The organism is Novosphingobium sp. JCM 18896, from assembly GCF_025938095.1.
Lineage (GTDB): Bacteria > Pseudomonadota > Alphaproteobacteria > Sphingomonadales > Sphingomonadaceae > Novosphingobium.
This window is the reverse complement of sequence record NZ_JAPCZF010000014.1, coordinates 19,990-37,325: the sequence shown is the minus strand read 5'-3', so window position 1 is coordinate 37,325 and position 17,336 is coordinate 19,990. Positions and strand designations below refer to the sequence as shown.

Below are 17,336 nucleotides of genomic sequence, written 5' to 3'. Positions count from 1 at the left end.
TAGAAGCTGCCGATGGACGTTTGGAAGCGGATACTCACCCTCGTCGCCGCCGTCCGGGAAAGCTTTGGTGGAAATTTCCGAAGAGCAGTCTTCCCTATGACTTACCTTTTGGTGGGTATATAACTAAAAGGTGGGTTCTTGCTGAGTCGTATAGCAACCGCTAATTTGGAGGCCAGCTAAGCAACCAGCGGAGATAGGGTAATGATGAGTACAGGTCGCGGGCCTAACATACCGATATGGGAGAAAAGCCTGCCAACGATCGTCGCCGAAACATGGTTCACGATCACGAAGGATTTGCCACCCCTCGGAGGGATCAAAGATCGGGTTATTCTCGAAGGGCCGAGGTTTGATAAGCAGGGCGACCTGATTTTCGTCGATTGCATGACCGGCCGTGTCTTGCGGCTTTCTCCAGACCGTAAATTGACCGCCGTTCTGACCGAGAACACCGCCGGAGCTGCGGGCCTCGATTTCGACGGGGATGGCCGTATTGTTGTCGCCGGTTTCACATCCATTCACAGCGGCGGGACGGTGTTCGCGATCAAGCCGGACGGCTCGGACAAGCAGATCATCGTCGATCCGCATCTCGGCCACGTTCCCGATGACCTTGTCTACGACAAGAACGGTGGCTTCTACTTCACCGATATGCAGGGCAACAATGCCAACCCCACGGGCGGGGTTTACTATGTCGCCCCGGACTTGAAGACGATTACATCGATCCTTCCGAACCTGTCTCTGCCCAACGGGATCGGTCTCAGCCCGGATGAGAAGATCCTGTGGGCCACCGAGACCGGCAGAGGGTTGCTGCACCGGATCGAACTCGCCGGGCCAACGACAATCGCCGACTATGGACTGACGATCGCGTACAGGTTCATAGGTGCGAAGGTGGACTCGCTGCGCACGGATCCGGATGGCAATGTCTATGTCGCGCTTTATACCGAAGGGCGGGTGCTGGTTTTCGATTGGCGAGGCGTCCCGATCGCGCAGGTATTGATCCCGGAACGGGAGCAGGGAGGGTTTCTCGGGACCACCAGTCTTGCGATCCATCCCGACACCGGTGAACTCTTCATCACGACTAACGATGACAAAGGGGGCACGGCCGCGATTTACCGCGCCGATGCGATCGACGGAAAGGTCCTCGGAACCGCGCCTTGATCGCGCGCGATCAATGAGCTGCGATCACGCCTCGTCCTAGCGCCGACTTTTGTCCGCCTACGAGGAGAGACTGAGCTCGGTTCGATGCCTACGACTGGCAGGGCGGCAAGAGCTGGTTTGGGGTACCCCCCCAAGCCAGCTCGCCGATTGACCCGGTTCTCATCTGAGCCAGGGTTCGAACGTTCAGTTCAAGGTGATGGTTGATGCACTGCCGCGATGGCATCAAACCTGCTGCGGCGTTCCTCCGCTCATCTCGCACTTGAGGAAGGCCCAATTGATCAGTGACTCGATAGAGGGACCGAGTGCGCGACCAAGCTCGGTCAGCGCATATTCCACCTTCGGCGGGACCTGCGGGTAAACCGTCCGCGCGACGATCCCGTCCTTCTCCAGCTCCTTGAGCTGCTGGATCAGCATCTTCTGGTTTACCCCCACGACCCGCTTCTCAAGCTCCGAGAAGCGGACCGGCGCCTTGGCCGCGAAGAGCTGGACGATGATGACAATCTTCCACTTCCCTTCCAGCACCCGCAGGGTTTCGCAGGTCGCCGTCGCCCAGAACAGTTGCTGTTCAGGATCCCCGTTTCGCCAATCTCGTTTCATCTAACTTACCTTTTGGTTCGTACCATACCTAATGGTGTGTTCTTGCGCTGGTCGGTAGCTACCGCTAATTTAGGTATCAAGCAAATTTTGGGTGACACGTGCCTTCGGCCAACCAGCCCGTAGGTCCCAGGAACGACACCGCCATGCCGATCGAAAGGAAGACTAAGACGATGAAAACTGTGCGTTGGACGTCTGGGGACAAGCCAGGCCTTAAGTTGCACGACGAGGCGATGCCGAACCCCGGCCCGCACGAAGTCGTGGTCAGGGTTCACGCGGCGTCCTTGAACTTTCGCGACCAGGCGATCCTTGACGGCGCGTATGGCGGCCCAACCAAGCCTAATGGCGTGCCTTTGTCTGACGGGGCCGGCGAGGTGATCGCGGTTGGTCGAAACGTCAAGCGCGCGAAGGTCGGTGACCGCGTGTCGGCGTCCTGCTGCCAGCACTGGATCGGCGGCCCCAACCGCGCGGAGTATCACGACGACAGTCTGGGCATGACGACCGACGGGTGGCTGGCCGAAACGATTCTCTTGCACGAGAACGCCATCGTGCACCTGCCGGACTACATCTCCTACGCGGAGGCGGCGTCCCTGCCTTGTGCGGCCGTCACGGCCTGGACGGGTCTGAACCTGTCGTCGCCTTTGCAGGCGGGCGAGACGGTGCTGGTGCAGGGCACCGGTGGCGTAGCGCTGTTCTCGCTGCAGATTGCCAAAATGTTCGGCGCGAAGGTTCTGGCGATCACCTCGTCGGACGAGAAGGGGGAACGGCTCAAGGCGCTTGGCGCCGCTGCGGTCGTCAACTACCGGTCCCATCCGGCGTGGGATAAGGAGATCCTGACGCTCACGGACGGACGCGGCGTCGACAAGACCATCGACATTGCGGGCGAGAAGACGATCGTGCAGTCGGCCGCTGCAACCCGAAACGGGGGCGACATCTCACTGGTCGGGTTCACCAGCGGCTTTGGGGGCGGGCTGCCGCCGATCGACATCCTTGCCAAGTCGCTCCACGTCGCCGGCACGTCGATCGGGCCGCGGGGGAGCTTCGAGGCGCTGCTGCGCGCCATGGCTCTGCATGATGTGCATCCCGTCCTCGATCAGGTTTTCCCGTTTGAGGACTACGAGGCTGCCTATCAGCGCCTCAAGAGCGGCAACCACGTCGGCAAAGTCGTCATCGAGGGGCCCTCCGCACGATGATACCTCTGTCCGTTCTGGAACTGGGGCGCGTGCATCAGGGATCCGATCGCCGCACGGCGCTGGATGACGCCCGGGCGCTCGCCCAGCATGCCGAGCGGCTTGGTTTTCAACGTATCTGGGTGGCCGAGCATCACAACTCGCCGGCGGTCACCACGGCGGCGACGTCGGTCGTGGTGGCGCATATAGCGGCCGGTACGACGACGATCCGCGTCGGCGCTGGGGGCGTCATGCTGCCCAACCACGCCCCGTACGTCATCGCGGAACAGTTCGGCACGCTGGAAACCCTCTTTCCCGGCCGTATCGACCTGGGACTCGGCCGCGCGCCCGGAACCGACCAGATGACCTTGCGGGCGCTGCGGCGGGATCCCGGCAACGCGGACAACTTCCCCCAGGACGTCCAGGAGCTGCAGGCGTTTCTCGCCCCCAAGCGCGAAGAGCAGCGGATCGAGGCGGTGCCGGGCTCGGGGACCAACGTGCCGTTGTGGATATTGGGATCGAGCCTATTCGGGGCGCATCTCGCCGGCGCGCTCGGCCTTCCCTATGCCTTCGGATCGCAGTTTTCTCCGCAGGCATTGCGTCAGGCGCTGGAGGCCTATCGGGCCAATTTCCAGCCCTCGGAGCACCTGCAGCAGCCCTATGCGATGATCGGCGTGAACGTGATCGCCGCAGAAACGGACGCCGAGGCCCGCGTGCTGGCAACCTCCCAGCAGATGACCTTTGCCGACATGTTTCGGGGCATGCCGAGCCTGCTCAAGCCGCCCATAGACGACATCGAGGCCTACTGGACGCCGCGGGAGAAAGCCCAAACCGGGCAGATGCTGAGCTGCAGCGTGGTGGGCAGCGCCGAGACGGTCCGCAAAGGGCTCAACCAGCTCGTCGCCGACACAAAGGCCGACGAGCTGATGATCGTCACCGATGTCTTCGACTTCAGCCAGCGCGTGCGCTCGCTCGAGATCACCGCTCAGGCGGCAACCTAAATCAAAGGCCCTCACGATGTACGCGCAGATTACGCAATTCACCAAAATGCTTCGCACCCTTTGCCGGCTTCTGGATAAGGCGCAACAGCACGCCGCGGCGAACAACCTGGCGCCGGACGCTCTGCTGAACGCCCGTCTGGCACCCAATATGCGGCCGTTGATGAGCCAGGTTCAGATGGCCTGTGACACGGCCAGGCTGGCGGCGTCCGTTCTGAGCGGCAAACCGATCCCGGTTTACGAGGATACCGAGAAGACGGTCCCGGAACTCAAAGCTCTGATCGAAAAGTCGGTCGCGTATGTCGCATCGATCGAGGAAGGCGATTTCGCCGGCTGGGAAGAACGGATCGTGGCGCCTCCAGGCTGGTCGGGCGCCTTTCTCGGAAAGGATTACTTCTACCAGCACGGCGTCCCGAACTTCTACTTTCACATGGTCACGGCCTACGACATCCTGCGCCATAAAGGCGTTCGCATCGGAAAGATGGACTACATCGGGCAGCTTCCGTTCCTGCAACGATAGTCGAACACTCACGGTCGCCGCCCTTCCCATTCGTTATGAAAGCTTCCGCGATGACCTCCCGAGCCAACTCACTTGGCGAAAGTCCCTGGTCGTTCAGGAAAGAGGCGCTGATACTGGGACTGGTGTCGCTTGCGGGCCCTCTCGCGATGAACATGTATGTTCCCGCTTTCCCCGAGATGGCCAGAGCGCTGGGAACGACCAGCGCCACAATCCAACTCAGCCTGACAAGCTATCTGGCGGCGCTTGCGGTCGGACAAAACATCTTCGGCCCGGTCTCCGACAGGTTCGGGAGAAAGCCAGCGCTCTATGCGGGACTGCTGCTCTTCGTCGTCTCGTCGATAGGGGCAAGCGTGGCCGTCGCCGTTGAGCCGTTGATCGTATGGCGGTTCCTGCAGGGTATCGGGGCCTGCGCCGCCATGGCCGTACCGCGAGCGCTGATCAGGGACCGCTACACCGGGTCGACCGCGGCGCGGATGATTTCGCTCATGGTCCTCGTCATCTCGATCGGGCCCTTGATTTCGCCTCTGGCAGGCACGGCTCTTGTCGAGGTCTACGGATGGACATCGATCTTCTGGTTCCTGACCGCCGCAGGTGTGGTCACGCTAGCGCTCGTCGTCACGCAGGTTCCTGAAACGCTACCGGCGGCCAGCCGCGTCGCGGGAATGGCGACCCTGCGGGGCTACGGCTTGCTTCTACGGGACCGAAGCTTCATCTGCGCTGCGTTGATGATCGGCTTGGCCCAGGCAACGTTCTTCGCATATGTTTCGGGCTCACCGTTCGTCTTCATGACGATCTATGAACTGACCCCGTTGCAATTCAGTATGGTCTTTGGCTTTTCCGCCGTCATGTGGTCCGGTTCGGCACAGTTGGCCGGTCCGCTCATGGACCGGCTCGGAACCGCGCGCCTGCTCGGCTACTGCGTTGGCGCAAATGCCATTCTGACGTCCGCGCTTCTTGTCGTAGGGCTTCTCGACCTTAGTGGCACGCTAGTGCTTATCCTCGGCGTCGCCATGGTCTTGTTCTCAATGGGCATCCTCGTGCCGGTCGGCACCGTCATGGCCCTCCACGCACATGGCGCTGCCGCGGGCTCCGCGTCCGCGATCCTTGGAACGGCAGGTTTCGCGGCCGGCGCACTCGCAAGCTTCGTGGTGGCTGCAACCGCAAACGGCACCGAGCTTCCAATGCTTGGAACCATGACCGCCTGCGCATTGCTCTCAGCTGCGGCGGCTCGCGTTGCCCTTGAATTCCGTCTCGACGATCGCGGATGATCGGCTGCCCCGGTTTCCAATGATCCAGTGTGCGAACGTCGGCTCTTGTCGAAAACCGCCGCTTAGCGAGCCAATTCGGAATGACGGCTTCGTCCCAAAGCCAGTCTATGGTGTGATCGCAATAGCCCGATGAATGAAAGGCAGGTTTTAGGGCGCTGTCTTGAGCCGTCGGACGGCCGCTATGTCGGCGTTCGTGGCCCGAACAGCGAGGTGGCGTCAGGCGCGACCCGCGACGAGAAATGCAAGATCCCAGACGATCACGCCCCCCGCAGCTTGCCGCTCCTCGTCGATCCTTCGCGGCAGCGTGGGCAGATCGACCTGATTGGCAGTCGCCACGCCACGCTCCACAATCCGCGGCAGCATCGCCTCGGCTAGAACAGGCAGGAACGACGGCTGGTCGGGACGGAGCAGGATGGCCTCGCCGCGCTCCTCCTCGACGGCCAGCCCTGCCCGCCGCATCAGCTCGGCGAGACGGAGCCCCAGTCCTACGTCACCCCCCTCCGCAGCCACCGTCCGCCAGTTCCAGTCGTAGAGCCGGCGGTGGAGCTCGAGGTCGCCATTCCCCGCTGGAAGGCCGGACCGCGCATGCTCTTGGAACGCCACTATGGCACCGCGGCTGGCTAGCGACGCCAGCCGCTCGAGCGTCCTGGCGGCATCGGGGAGATACATAAGGACGCGGCGGCCGACGATAGCATCGAACGTTCCCAAGTCCGGCAGATCGCCCGAAAGGTCGACCGCGCGGTAGTCGATCCGCGCTGCGCCTGGAGCCGCCTCGACCGCGCGAGCCATCGCCAACGCCTCCTCGCTCCTGTCGATCGCAACGACCTCACCGTCCCTTCCGGCAAGACCGGCCACGTAGCGGCTGAGATCGCCGTTGCCGCAGCCGACGTCGAGCACCTGGGCGCCCGGGCTTATTCCGATGCCGCCGAAGAAGCGGGCGCTGGGGGCGTTCGCCGGATTGGGCGAGGACTGCAGCGATAGATGTAACATTGTCTCATGATAGCGATCGCGTGGCGTATTCCAAGAGCGTTGAAGGCCACAGATCGAGGGATGCCGAAGGGATCAGCGATCGCATATGAACGGTAGGCCGCTTTCGGCGAGCCTCAAGCAGCCGGCGAGCGTCGGCTTAGTTGGCGTGGATCCGTGTTGCGTTCGATGGCGAAGCGCCGCTGCTCCCCACCCAGCGAGTGGTCGATACATCCGATCCCGAGCCAGTTTTCTATCCTGACAAAGAATGGCCAGACTAGGGGAGCGATTGCCGCTGATGCGGCGAAGCAGGGGGATGTATGGACGTTTCAGGGGCGCTCTACCAGGACAAGAAGGGGCCGTCAGGCCGAGCACTTGTCGGCATGATTGTCGGACGGATTTGGGTGGGCATTTGCCTGCTTATGACAGCGGGGTATCTTAGCGAGCCGATATTTGCCGCCGCGCTGCTTTCGCTGCTTTCGGCTGCCGTCGCCATGCCCATACAGCCAATCGCCAAACGGTGGCAGGCATCGCCGTTGAGAGGGATCCCGCGTGCCGTCGTGGCAGTAGTCCTGTTCCTGGCAGCTGGCTTAGTCATGGGGGCATCCGTAAGCCCCGAACAGATCGCCAAGAGCCGAGAAGCAGCCGCCGCGCGCGCGAGCGCGGAAGCGGCGGAGGCACAGAAAGCCGAGATTCGCGCGGCATCCGACAAGGCGGCTGTCGCTAAAGTGGACACGGAAAAGCGCACGCTTGCGATGCAGGGCTTCTACAATGGCGTCGTGAACAGGATGACGCCCTGTGATGAAGCGGGCGGCAAGATCTCGAAGGTTGCGAAGGGCATCCAATCCGGTTCCGCCGATGTGTACGACGGCTTCGCGGCAGCGAAGGAAACTGAAACCGCCTGCCAGCAAAGCTACATGGAGGTCGGAGACCTGGAAATCCCCGAGGCGTTGCCTGACGAAGCTCAGGCCAAGGCCGAAAAAGCGCTCCAGGTCTGTCAAAATGCGGCTTTGGCCAAAAAGATGATGGGGCAGTCGGCGCAGGTCTTGTTCGATGGTGACACGCGCCCCTCGAAGCTTTCGGAATTCCAGGAGAACGGAAAGCTCGGGCGGGCCGGGGTCTATGCTTGCCTAGGATCGCTGATGGAAGTCGCGACGGCAGCCAAGGTCGATCTCGAGGCGCTGGCGAAACCGCATTGAGGCTAGCGGGCGCATTGTTCGACGCCGCTCAGGCCGCTGCTCGCTTCGCCGAAGCGGATGAATTCGCGCAGGACGTTACCGGGCGCGGACAACTGGGTGGAATAGAGCCGGGCGACGAAAACGCCCTGGGCGATGTCGCCGCCGGGGCAGAGCAGCATGCCCTGTTCGCCCTCGCTGGGCGGGGTCCACACGATCGTCTCGCCGGCGCGCAGGGCCAGCCAGGGCACGTCGGCGGTCTCGTCTTCGTCGCTGTCGGGATCGCCGATCGCCACAACGCAAGTTCGGGCCGGGCGATCGACGAACACGACACGCCCTTCGCGCAGGATCTGCGAAACCTCGCTACGGTGTCGGGCTCATCGGACATGGGCGCAATTCGTGCCGATCGATGGCACTATAGTCGCTCAGATAAATTGCCGCGCCGCTGTCAGAAGAAGCTCGCGAGCTTCCTAAGATGCGTCGTCATGGCACCGCGGTAGAGGTCATCGGGATGGACGAAGCGAGCGCCATCCTGGTAGATCGCCATGCTCCGCTGCGTGCCCGTTGAACTATAACTCCGCGAGTAGCCTCGGGGCTGGTTCTCGGGGAACAGCAACCCAAATTCAGACGAGTGACAACGATATGCCCCCAGGCAACAGGCCCTTGCTGATCATGGCGGGATTGGCGGCCCTGACGATCACCTTCGGATTAGGTGCGTATATTGCTCGGGTGCCCGAACTCGGTGCCGATCGGTTTCCATCATATTCTCACGCCACGGCTGCAATGAGCGGCATGCAATCCGGCACTCCCGGCGGTTCCATTCCCTGCGAGAATCCGAGCAGCAAGGAGGAGAGCGATCTATGCGCTCAGTGGCGCGCGGCCAAGGCCGCTGAAGACGGTGCGGCGTGGACAAGGTGGGGAGTCATAGTAGGCATCCTCGGATCGGCCCTGCTGCTTTGGCAGATCGTTCTCACCCGTCGTGCCGTCGAAGATACTGGCTACGCAACGGACGCAATGCGCGAAGCCAATCGTATCGCTGCGCAAGCGCTCAACACCAGCCAAAGACCGTGGGTCGCCTTGGATGGCGCGCAATTTATCAAGGGAACGGTGTTTCGATCAGCACGAGACCCTCACCGCAATCCAATCGACCCAATCAACCGGGTCAACATCAACTTCAGCCTTACCCTTGAGAACCTTGGTAACGTCCCAGCTCTTGATGTGAAGATTTTTTGCAGCCTCCTGCCACGAAATACATATCCCGGCGACTTTTCACCGCCAGATCAAACTAGGGCCGATTGGACTTATATTGACGCAATCATTCCTCAAAAGGACGACACTCGCCATTATGAGGTAAAAGGAATCGTTCAGGACGAATTGTGGGGGGATTGGCGGTTTTGGCTCATTGTTTATTGTGCTTATGTCTCTCCAGCGACGGGGGAATCTCTGGAAACGGTTAGACATTGGCGGATTATGAGGTCGGCTCCAGATAGGGGCGGTATCGGTGACGGGTTCAGCAATGACACGTTGCCCGGACGAGGAGAATTTACAGGAGCCATCTGTAGCGCTGAGACAATCAGGATGACCTAATGCACGATCGAAACCAGCGCGAGGCCAGTTGCTGATAGATGCTGCTTGCGCGCGCGATACAAAACCGAGCGAACCACAACCGAGCTGCCCTTCCCCCGCCTCATGAACGATCGGCCGCTTTCAGCGACCTCGTAGAGGCGCTTGAACGGCGGCAATGTTGGCGAAGACCGTCAGCCGATGCTTTGATTGCAGGCGAATGCCCTACATCCAGATCTCACGGCCCCGAAAAGGGCCTCGCGTCGATGCCACGTTAGGCACCATGCTCACTTCTGGCCGAATTGGTCAGGCGTTGGAGACAGCCATCCTGCCAACGGTTACCGGTTCTTCTCCGTGCAGCGTCGTGCGGTGCATCAAACGATCACTGTCGAGAGGATAGAAATCTGCACGGTGGATTGTGCCGGTGTTGTCCCACAACAGGAAGTCACCGACTGTCCACTTGTGGCGATAGACGTATTTTTCCTGTGTCGCATAGTCCATTAGCCGCGCCAGCAACATCGAACTATCCTCAAAACTCATGTCGTGGACGTAAAGTGCGGTCCCGCCGATCAACAGCGAGCTTCCGCCGTGCTTGTGGTGCCAGACCAGCGGATGGGTCTGCGACGAGCGGCTGCGCCAGATCTCGAGGTCCTTGGCACTGTAGTCAGGCCGCACCATGCGCTGCGTCGCTTCGAGCGCGTGGCGCACCATCAAGCCGTCGAGCCGGGCCTTCTCGTCCTCAGGCAAGTCAGCATAGGCGGCGTAGGTATTGCAGATCAGCGTGTCGCCGCCTTCATCGGAAAGTTTCTTGGCGGTCAGCATCGTCGCCTTTGCCGGCACGGCGTCGTTGGCGCCGTCGATATGCCAGTAAAAGGCACCGCGGGTATATTCGGCGCTGGTCGACACTTCGGGATCGAGCGAAATGTTTGACACGGCACTATCGCCGAAAGCGATCGGGCTACCGATCGTCGCGGCAAACTGGAGCTGCTCCTCTTTGGTGAGATGCATCTCGCGGAAAACCAGCGCTGAGCGCTCGACCAGGAGATGTTCAATTTCCTTAGAGTATTTCCCGCTCAGGAAGTCGTCGCGGTCGATCACGACCTCGGTACCGACCAACGATTTCATGTCTATGGTCTTCATCGCCATTTCCCGTTTGAACCAGTGTACAGCGCGCTGCACTGCATGACGATTTTGGTCAAGCAGCAACCTGCGCCCACCGTTGCGCGCACAGCCGGGCCGCCGCGATAGAGAAGCGCTCATGACGATGTTACCCATTGATCGCTGCTTTCAGCCATCCCTTCAGCATGGCTGTCGGACCGTAATCCTCGTTTCCCAAGGCTGGTAAAAGGAGGCTCTTTACCGATTATATAGATAGTTTTCCTCGTGGCGGCGTCTTTGCGACTACAGTGGCGATATGGCCGGAATTTTGCTTGCCTAAGCAAATTTGTGCGGGCTGATACCGCTTGTTCAGAGCTAGATTGAGTGCAACTTCTTCTGCCGTGTCACACCCCCACAATTGGGGCCATGGCACGGCAGCCAACGACGCGATGAGATTCTAAAAATTTGAGGTTCGCAAATCGAACTCGCGTGCGTCTTCCCTCTTAGCCCGGATCGGGCAATTGGGAGGATCATGATAACATGAGGCACAAGAACCGCCTTAAGCTCGGTGCTGCCGTCATTCTGGCCGCCGCCGCGATCAGTCAGAATGCGATCGCGCAAGACGCGCAGCCAAGCGAGACGCCCGCCGAAGAAATCGTCGTCACCGGAACTCTCATCCGCGGCATTGCGCCCGGGGGATCGCAAGCGATTGTCGTCGGGCAGGGAAAGATCGAAGCGGTCGGTGCGGTCAACACCTCCGATCTCATTGCCTCGATCCCGCAAGCGGGCAACTTTCTCGACTTCGTCGGCGTGCGCGGCAGCTCGAACTTCTCGCTGTCGGTGAACCGCCCCTCGCTGCGCTATCTCGGCAGCACCTCGGCGAGTACGAACAGCACGCTGTTGCTGCTCGACGGGCATCGCCTGCCGGGCATGGGCATCACCCAATCCTCGGCCGATCTCGACGCGATTTCGCCGACCGCGATCGAGCGCGTCGACATCGTCACCGACGGCGGCTCGGCCACCTACGGCTCGGACGCGGTTGGCGGCGTCATGAACTTCATCACGCGCAAGTCGTTCGACGGTCTCGAGGTGCGCGGCAACTACGGTTTCGCCGACGATTATCAGCAGTACAACGCGGGCCTCATCGTCGGGAAGGTCTGGGACGATGTCTCGGCCTATGTCGCTTACGATTTCGCCAAGCACGATGCGATCTACGGCGCCGATCGCGACTGGTCGCAGAGCCTCGACTGGGTGAACGGCGTGCCGTCTTCGCTCGACTGCAACGTCGGCAACCTTCGCGTCGGCACTTCCGTCTATGCCTTGCCGGGCCTGACCGCGGGTCTGGGCAATCGTTGCGACAACACCGAGCTGACGACGATCTACCCGCACGAGACCAAGCATTCGGTGCTCGGCAGCCTGACCGTCGATACAGGTGGTTCGGTGAGCTTCACGCTCAAGGGCTACTACGTCAATCGCGAGAACCTGTCCGACGGCGGCCCGCTTTCGGTGGCCGGCGGCGTCACCGTGCGCAATACCAATCCTTTCGCCGCACCGATCCTCGCGGCCATTCCGGGATCGCCGGCGAGCGCTTCCTACCAGTTCAATTTCTCGCCGGTGCTCGGCAATTTCACGCGGCAGCGGACCGACATGGAATCCTACGGCTTCACGCCGTCGATGAAGATCGACGCGGGCGGCGGCTGGCAGATCAACGCGCTGGCGAACTACGGCGTCGGCAAGTCCGAATTCATCGGCCAGTTGCTCAACGCTTCGCCGATCAACGCGGCAATCACGGCGGGTACCTTCAATCCGTTCAATCTCGCGGCGCCAAGCAATGCCACGGCTCTGAACACGGCGATTGACTGGTTCCAATACGGTCGTGCGCGGCATGAGATGATCAATGCCCGCGCCGTGGTCGATGGCGCCCTGCTGTCCTTGCCCGCGGGGGCGCTGCGGATCGCGGTCGGCGGCGAATATCTGCACGAGAAATACGCCGGCAACAATTCGCGCTCGCTGACCGCGACAGCCGTGGCGGCGCTGCTCGACCGCAAGGCTTCGCGCTCGGTTTCCTCGCTGTTCGGCGAGCTCAATATCCCGGTGTTCGGTGATGGCTTCGGGCCGTTTCACAGCCTCTCGATCACCGGATCGGGACGCTACGACAAGTACAGCGACTTCGGTGGAACCTTCAATCCCAAGGTCGGCGTCAACTTTGCGCCAATCGAATGGATCAACCTGCGCGGCAATTGGGGTAAGGCCTTCCAGGCGCCCGGCATATCCGACATCGCGCTGGGCGGGGCGCCGACCTTCACGGTCCTCGCGCTCGCGCAGCGTCCTTATACGAACCCCGCGATCCCGGCCAACGGCCGGACGACGCTGATCACCCTGGGCGGCACGATCACGCCGCTGTCGCCGCAGAAGGCGCGGACCTGGTCGCTGGGCTTCGACGTCAATCCGCCGGCACTTGCGGGCCTTGCCGCCGGGCTGACCTATTACAGCATCGACTTCAAGGGCGTGATCGGCTTTCCGCCAATCTACGATCCCTCGTTCTACCGCGATTTCGCCGACAAGAACGTAACCTACGACAAAGGCGCGGCGGCGATGCAGGCCTATTTCCAAGCCTTGACGGCCGAGGGGGCGACCAATGCCGCGGCGACGATCGCGCAATTGCCCGGCGGCAATTTCGACAGCGTCTACGGCGTGCTCGACAGCCGCACGCAGAACCTCGCGCGGGCCAAGACCACGGGTCTCGACTTCTACCTGCGCTACAACCGCGAGACCGGTTTCGGCGGCGTTTTCCTCGACCTGTCGGGCAGCCGGATCCTGACCTTCGACCGGCAGTCGAACCCGACGGCGGCGCTGGTCGACGTGCTGGAAAACGGGATGTCGAAGCTGCGCGTCAGTTCCAGTCTCGGGGCCGATGTCGGCAACCTGCGCGCGCAGCTGACCTGGAACCACCTCCAGGGCTTCAAGATCATCCCGAGCGCGGCGACGCTGAACCAGGAGCGGATCGGCGACTACAACGTCTTCAACCTGTTTCTGCAGTACAAGGTCCCCGGCGAAAGCCGGATCGCCCGCGACCTGGTGCTGTCGCTGAACGTCGACAACCTTTTCGACCAGGATCCCCCGCTTTATCGCGGGTCATCGGGATCGCGGTTCGGCGTGTGGGACAGCTTCACCTTGGGGCGGCTGGTTCGTCTGGGGATCAGCAAGAAGTTTTGACGGACGGCGCGCCGAGACCTGCGTGACGTGATCTGCGCTCGTCCCGGCGCCACGCTTTCGCGCAAAAGATGGAAAAAAGGAGAGAGGGAATGCATCGCAAGATCCTGACGGGGCTCGCGCTGGCCTGTGCCGTGCAATCGGTACCAGCACTTGCCCGCAATATCGTCATCAGCAACGACGATGGCCTCACCAGCAACGTGAAGGCGCTATACGAAGCGCTCAGGGCGGCCGGCCATGATGTGATCGTATCGGTGCCCTGTCAGAACCAGAGCGGCATGGGGGCCGCGATTCGCTTCATGCGGCCGCTGACCCCGCTGGCTCAACCTTGTCTCAACGACGCGGCTAGGGCGGGCGAGCCCGGCGTCGGCGCGATGACGAGGCCAGGTTTCACGTCGGACTTTTTCTATGTCGACGGTACCCCCGTGATGGCGACGCTCTACGGGATCGACATCGCGGCGGCTAAGCGCTGGGGCAGGGCGCCCGATCTGGTCCTCTCGGGTCCCAACGAAGGGCAGAACATCGGGAGCATCGTCGTGACCTCGGGTACGGTCAGCAACGTCCAGTACGCGGCCGATCGCGGTATCCCGGCGATCGCGCTCTCAGCCGGGCACAATACGGTCGGCGATATGCGGCTCGCCAACCCCAACTCGGCCAAGGTCGCGGCCTTAGCGGTGGATATGGTGCGGGCCCTGGATGTCCGATCGCGCGGCGAGGCGTTGCTGCCGCGCGGGGTGTCGCTCAACGTCAACTTCCCCGACGAACTGGCGGGTGCCAACTGGCGCTCCAGCCGCATCGGCACCTACAACGCCCTGCGTGTCGAATTCGTCGAGGACATGGGCGCCACCGATGCAGGCCGCGCTCGCGGGTTCGGTGGGCAGCATGTTCCCGGTCTGGTCGTGGGCAGCAATGCGAACGCGCCGCGTCCCGATCAGTCGGGCGACGAGTCAATCGTCAACCGCAAGGACATCTCGGTGAGCGTCATGCAGACGGGCTACGATCACGACCGGGCGGCGCGGCAGGGTATCGAGGAGCGCCTCAGCGGCTTGCTGTCGAGATGATAGATGTGACCAGCCGGGACGGGGCGCGGCGCGGGTCACCGCCCGTAGCGAGGCGCGGTGGCGTTCTGGACCGTCGGCGCACACTAGCCTGATTGGCGACGACGCCAGTTCCTGGTTAGCGACACGCGCTTCGTTTTACTGTTCTTGGTGCGCTTACACCCGGCCTTCGAGCAGGCGTGAAGAGCTCGTATTCCTTCCGGCAGTCCATGACTGGGCTCGGAGGTATGCCGCGACAAAACGGTCATTCATTTGAAGAAGCCTCAGATGTCCGAGCCGCCGCGGATGAAGTAGCGGCTGTCTTTCAAATCCGACTATGCTGCCTATACTCGCGCTACTCAGATTTCCGAGTGTTTTTTGAGCCGACAAATGCGTCTTTGAATAGCGGCGCTAAGCTAGTCCAGCCCTTATCGGCCGAGACCCCAAGATTTACTGTGTGGAGATGCCTGCTTCAAATGTTCTGGCCTGCGAAACGCGTGCGCTCAGATATGATCAGTGATAACCTGTTGACCTCTCGCCACGCAGGTACAAAGGAAATTGTTGACCACCTCACGAACGGCGTCTTTTTGAGGGTCTTTTCGGAACAGAACTGTCTTCCAGTCATCGAGAATGAAAAGAAAGCGAACCTCCGTTGATAAGGGGCCGTTTAGAACATTCTCTGGGATAGAAGCGACACCAATGCCTTCCTCGACCATCTTGATCATGACGTCTATGTGAAAAGTCCTGCCACTAACGATCTTAGGGCGAATGCCGTATCTTTTAAAAGCCGCTAGTGCCTCGCGCGAGACGTCAGTCCCAGCCGGATAGAGAATAAATGGAAGTTCGCTGACGTCTTGGGCGGTTAGGGGCAGTCTTTTCCCTTCGCAAAACTGCTGGTGCCCGATAATCCCGGTTCGCACGGTCGCGAGTTCTTGGAATCGGGGATCGGTAGCAAAGCATTCTTTTGTATGAAGTATGGCAAAGTCATACCGATTACCCTCTATTTCCTTTTGCACGCGTTTGCTGGGCGCAATTGAATCGAAATTGAGTTCGATGTAGGGATTGCTGGCCAGAAACGTGTTGAGATGTGGCCGTACGTAGCGTTCGAAGTAGGGTTGGCCGATCAGAAGGCGGAATTTTCGAAGTGAGTTCGTCGCAGGCCGCACCCGGCGATGATCGCTCAGAGCATCGCAAGCGACACGAAAACTGCGCAAGTCTACGAGGAACGCTTGACCCTCGAGCGTCAACGACGGGCGTCGTCCGGGGTGCCGGCCTACCAATTCAATCCCCAGCTGCTGTTCGAGCGCTTTTATTTGATTGCTGACAGATGCTTGCGAAATGCCCAGATCCTCAGCGCAGTTGCGAAAGCTGCAATGGTGGGCGAGGCTTTCGAAAACGTCGAGTTGCCGCAGCGTGAACGGCAAGGCGGCCATATGATTCTCCCCTCCAACCCATAACTCCACCGTAATGACCCGCCATCACTTCACGGTGCGTTGCTGGCCTCCAAATCCGCTGTCATCATTCGGTCACATAGCTTGCGTCCCATCGTAAGCTCCGGCTGGATAGGATCAAGCGTTCCGTGAAACTGGGCAAGGAAGAAAGAATGGCTGGGGCGACCCCTGCGAGCGACCTGGGCAGGCCGAACGCTCTTTCCGCGAAACGATCGTGCCATGTCTTGGTCGTTGAAGATGAAGCTGCCATCCGAAGAAACTTATCGGCCCGGCTGCGAGAAAGTGGACTCGCGGTGACCGAGGCGATCAATGCTGATGAGGTTCTGGAGCACCTCGATCTTTCGGCAAATGACTTCGACATGATGATCACAGACGTCCATTATCCGGGAAAAACCGATGGTATCGAATTGGCCAGGTTAGCGTCAAAAATGAATTCGGCTCTGCCAATCGTCGTGATGTCGGGAGGACTAACTCGAGAGGAGGTTCCGGCGAACTTCCACTTTATACCTAAGCCGTTCTCGACGAGATCAGCGCGGGACTTCGTCGTGGGCATACTGGGATAGAGCCTGGCAGTATAAGCAGCGCATCTCCATGGACGGCGTTGACTATCATTCCGCGAGTTCGAAATGCGTGACCAAGGCGGCTGAAAGCCGCGAAAAAAATCTTGTCCCGTGCATTGTGCCGATTTCCAGAGAGCCTAATCTCAATGAGCCACGATCCAGATGCCCAATATTCAACAGCGGTTGCGGAAAGGTTGCGACTTTTAGCGAAGCGAGTCGCTTCGGCTGGGCCAACAGGTCAACAAATCAGTTTCGCTCTTGCCGAAGTGGCGGAATTGCTCGCTGAAACGCCCGCGCCGCCTCGCTCCGCGATGTCGGAAGCGATTTTCGACCTGCTGGTTTCAGGTGTCAGATACAAGTTGCAGTCTATGATCATGTGAACCGACACCATGATCTCGGCTGCATCGGATCGACTACGGCCAACAGTGCCGTCGCAATGCTCTCGAGACGCTCCCGATAGCGGGCGCCGGCAGCGCAACGATGCAATCCTATCGCGAACTATGCGATCGTTCATTCAACTAGCTGAGGATGCAGATCCTAGTCACTAGCATAGTCTGACGCGCTGAGCTTCT

At 60.7% G+C, this 17,336-nt stretch carries 15 protein-coding genes and 1 pseudogene; 11 read left to right on the top strand and 5 right to left on the bottom strand.

From position 1 onward, the window contains the following. Positions 1-201: 201 nt before the first annotated feature. A complete protein-coding gene (locus OLX23_RS25255) occupies positions 202-1,152 on the top strand; it encodes an SMP-30/gluconolactonase/LRE family protein (protein WP_264448129.1) in 951 nt (316 codons plus the stop codon). A 222-nt stretch (positions 1,153-1,374) separates the two neighbouring features. Here the strand turns inward: OLX23_RS25255 and OLX23_RS25250 are convergent, their stop codons facing one another. After that, entirely contained in the window at positions 1,375-1,749 is a 375-nt protein-coding gene (locus OLX23_RS25250; RefSeq protein ID WP_264448128.1) for a winged helix-turn-helix transcriptional regulator, read from the bottom strand. Positions 1,750-1,919: 170 nt separating this feature from the next. On the opposite strand from OLX23_RS25250, the gene OLX23_RS25245 reads away from it, so the two are divergent. Genes OLX23_RS25245 through OLX23_RS25230 form a run of 4 tightly spaced genes read left to right on the top strand, consistent with a single transcriptional unit; the run spans position 1,920 to position 5,701 of the window. Continuing rightward, positions 1,920-2,939: a zinc-dependent alcohol dehydrogenase family protein gene (locus tag OLX23_RS25245; RefSeq protein ID WP_264448127.1), complete on the top strand. Its 1,020-nt coding sequence runs from the start codon at positions 1,920-1,922 to the stop codon at positions 2,937-2,939. Next, positions 2,936-3,916 (top strand): LLM class flavin-dependent oxidoreductase, encoded by a 981-nt coding sequence (locus OLX23_RS25240; RefSeq protein WP_264448126.1) that lies wholly within the window; start codon positions 2,936-2,938, stop codon positions 3,914-3,916. The genes OLX23_RS25245 and OLX23_RS25240 overlap by 4 nt, the downstream gene beginning before the upstream one ends. A 16-nt stretch (positions 3,917-3,932) precedes the next feature. Then, positions 3,933-4,433: a DUF1993 family protein gene (locus tag OLX23_RS25235; protein WP_264448125.1), complete on the top strand. Its 501-nt coding sequence runs from the start codon at positions 3,933-3,935 to the stop codon at positions 4,431-4,433. Positions 4,434-4,483: 50 nt separating this feature from the next. Continuing rightward, positions 4,484-5,701, top strand: a complete 1,218-nt coding sequence (locus tag OLX23_RS25230; RefSeq protein WP_264448124.1) for a multidrug effflux MFS transporter — start codon at positions 4,484-4,486, stop codon at positions 5,699-5,701. A gap of 216 nt (positions 5,702-5,917) precedes the next feature. Here the strand turns inward: OLX23_RS25230 and OLX23_RS25225 are convergent, their stop codons facing one another. Further along, on the bottom strand, positions 5,918-6,691 hold the full coding sequence (locus tag OLX23_RS25225; RefSeq protein ID WP_264448123.1) for a methyltransferase domain-containing protein: 774 nt from the start codon (positions 6,689-6,691) through the stop codon (positions 5,918-5,920). A gap of 296 nt (positions 6,692-6,987) precedes the next feature. On the opposite strand from OLX23_RS25225, the gene OLX23_RS25220 reads away from it, so the two are divergent. Continuing rightward, positions 6,988-7,866, top strand: coding sequence for a hypothetical protein (locus OLX23_RS25220; protein ID WP_264448122.1), 879 nt, complete (start codon positions 6,988-6,990; stop codon positions 7,864-7,866). 2 nt (positions 7,867-7,868) lie between these two features. Here the strand turns inward: OLX23_RS25220 and OLX23_RS25215 are convergent. Then, a pseudogene (locus OLX23_RS25215) lies at positions 7,869-8,195 on the bottom strand (phage baseplate assembly protein V); the annotation flags it as partial. A gap of 310 nt (positions 8,196-8,505) precedes the next feature. On the opposite strand from OLX23_RS25215, the gene OLX23_RS25210 reads away from it, so the two are divergent. Continuing rightward, a complete protein-coding gene (locus tag OLX23_RS25210; RefSeq protein WP_264448121.1) occupies positions 8,506-9,429 on the top strand; it encodes a hypothetical protein in 924 nt (307 codons plus the stop codon). Positions 9,430-9,711: 282 nt separating this feature from the next. On the opposite strand, the gene OLX23_RS25205 is transcribed toward OLX23_RS25210, so the two are convergent. Further along, the gene (locus OLX23_RS25205; protein ID WP_264448120.1) at positions 9,712-10,680 is read right to left on the bottom strand and encodes a TauD/TfdA dioxygenase family protein; all 969 of its coding nucleotides are present in this window, start codon (positions 10,678-10,680) and stop codon (positions 9,712-9,714) included. Between the two features lie 363 nt (positions 10,681-11,043). On the opposite strand from OLX23_RS25205, the gene OLX23_RS25200 reads away from it, so the two are divergent. Beyond that, on the top strand, positions 11,044-13,719 hold the full coding sequence (locus tag OLX23_RS25200; RefSeq protein ID WP_264448119.1) for a TonB-dependent receptor domain-containing protein: 2,676 nt from the start codon (positions 11,044-11,046) through the stop codon (positions 13,717-13,719). An 89-nt stretch (positions 13,720-13,808) separates the two neighbouring features. Further along, on the top strand, positions 13,809-14,777 hold the full coding sequence (locus OLX23_RS25195; protein ID WP_264448118.1) for a 5'/3'-nucleotidase SurE: 969 nt from the start codon (positions 13,809-13,811) through the stop codon (positions 14,775-14,777). Positions 14,778-15,256: 479 nt separating this feature from the next. Here OLX23_RS25195 and OLX23_RS25190 read toward each other — a convergent pair whose 3' ends face one another. Then, on the bottom strand, positions 15,257-16,186 hold the full coding sequence (locus OLX23_RS25190) for a LysR family transcriptional regulator (protein ID WP_264448117.1): 930 nt from the start codon (positions 16,184-16,186) through the stop codon (positions 15,257-15,259). Between the two features lie 146 nt (positions 16,187-16,332). Here OLX23_RS25190 and OLX23_RS25185 point away from each other — a divergent pair, with 146 nt between their 5' ends. Both OLX23_RS25185 and OLX23_RS25180 read left to right on the top strand, forming a co-directional pair. Next, positions 16,333-16,767, top strand: a complete 435-nt coding sequence (locus OLX23_RS25185) for a response regulator (protein WP_264448115.1) — start codon at positions 16,333-16,335, stop codon at positions 16,765-16,767. Between the two features lie 143 nt (positions 16,768-16,910). Next, a complete protein-coding gene (locus OLX23_RS25180; RefSeq protein WP_264448114.1) occupies positions 16,911-17,144 on the top strand; it encodes a hypothetical protein in 234 nt (77 codons plus the stop codon). Positions 17,145-17,336 lie beyond the last annotated feature (192 nt).

Excerpts from the sequence above, each read along its gene's own strand:
- OLX23_RS25255 (WP_264448129.1), top strand. The coding sequence starts at position 202 with ATGATGAGTACAGGTCGCGGGCCTAACATACCGATATGGGAGAAAAGC.
- OLX23_RS25250 (WP_264448128.1), bottom strand. The coding sequence starts at position 1,749 with ATGAAACGAGATTGGCGAAACGGGGATCCTGAACAGCAACTGTTCTGG.
- OLX23_RS25245 (WP_264448127.1), top strand. The coding sequence starts at position 1,920 with ATGAAAACTGTGCGTTGGACGTCTGGGGACAAGCCAGGCCTTAAGTTG.
- OLX23_RS25240 (WP_264448126.1), top strand. The coding sequence starts at position 2,936 with ATGATACCTCTGTCCGTTCTGGAACTGGGGCGCGTGCATCAGGGATCC.
- OLX23_RS25235 (WP_264448125.1), top strand. The coding sequence starts at position 3,933 with ATGTACGCGCAGATTACGCAATTCACCAAAATGCTTCGCACCCTTTGC.
- OLX23_RS25230 (WP_264448124.1), top strand. The coding sequence starts at position 4,484 with ATGACCTCCCGAGCCAACTCACTTGGCGAAAGTCCCTGGTCGTTCAGG.
- OLX23_RS25225 (WP_264448123.1), bottom strand. The coding sequence starts at position 6,691 with ATGTTACATCTATCGCTGCAGTCCTCGCCCAATCCGGCGAACGCCCCC.
- OLX23_RS25220 (WP_264448122.1), top strand. The coding sequence starts at position 6,988 with ATGGACGTTTCAGGGGCGCTCTACCAGGACAAGAAGGGGCCGTCAGGC.
- OLX23_RS25205 (WP_264448120.1), bottom strand. The coding sequence starts at position 10,680 with ATGGGTAACATCGTCATGAGCGCTTCTCTATCGCGGCGGCCCGGCTGT.
- OLX23_RS25200 (WP_264448119.1), top strand. The coding sequence starts at position 11,044 with ATGAGGCACAAGAACCGCCTTAAGCTCGGTGCTGCCGTCATTCTGGCC.
- OLX23_RS25195 (WP_264448118.1), top strand. The coding sequence starts at position 13,809 with ATGCATCGCAAGATCCTGACGGGGCTCGCGCTGGCCTGTGCCGTGCAA.
- OLX23_RS25190 (WP_264448117.1), bottom strand. The coding sequence starts at position 16,186 with ATGGCCGCCTTGCCGTTCACGCTGCGGCAACTCGACGTTTTCGAAAGC.
- OLX23_RS25180 (WP_264448114.1), top strand. The coding sequence starts at position 16,911 with ATGAGCCACGATCCAGATGCCCAATATTCAACAGCGGTTGCGGAAAGG.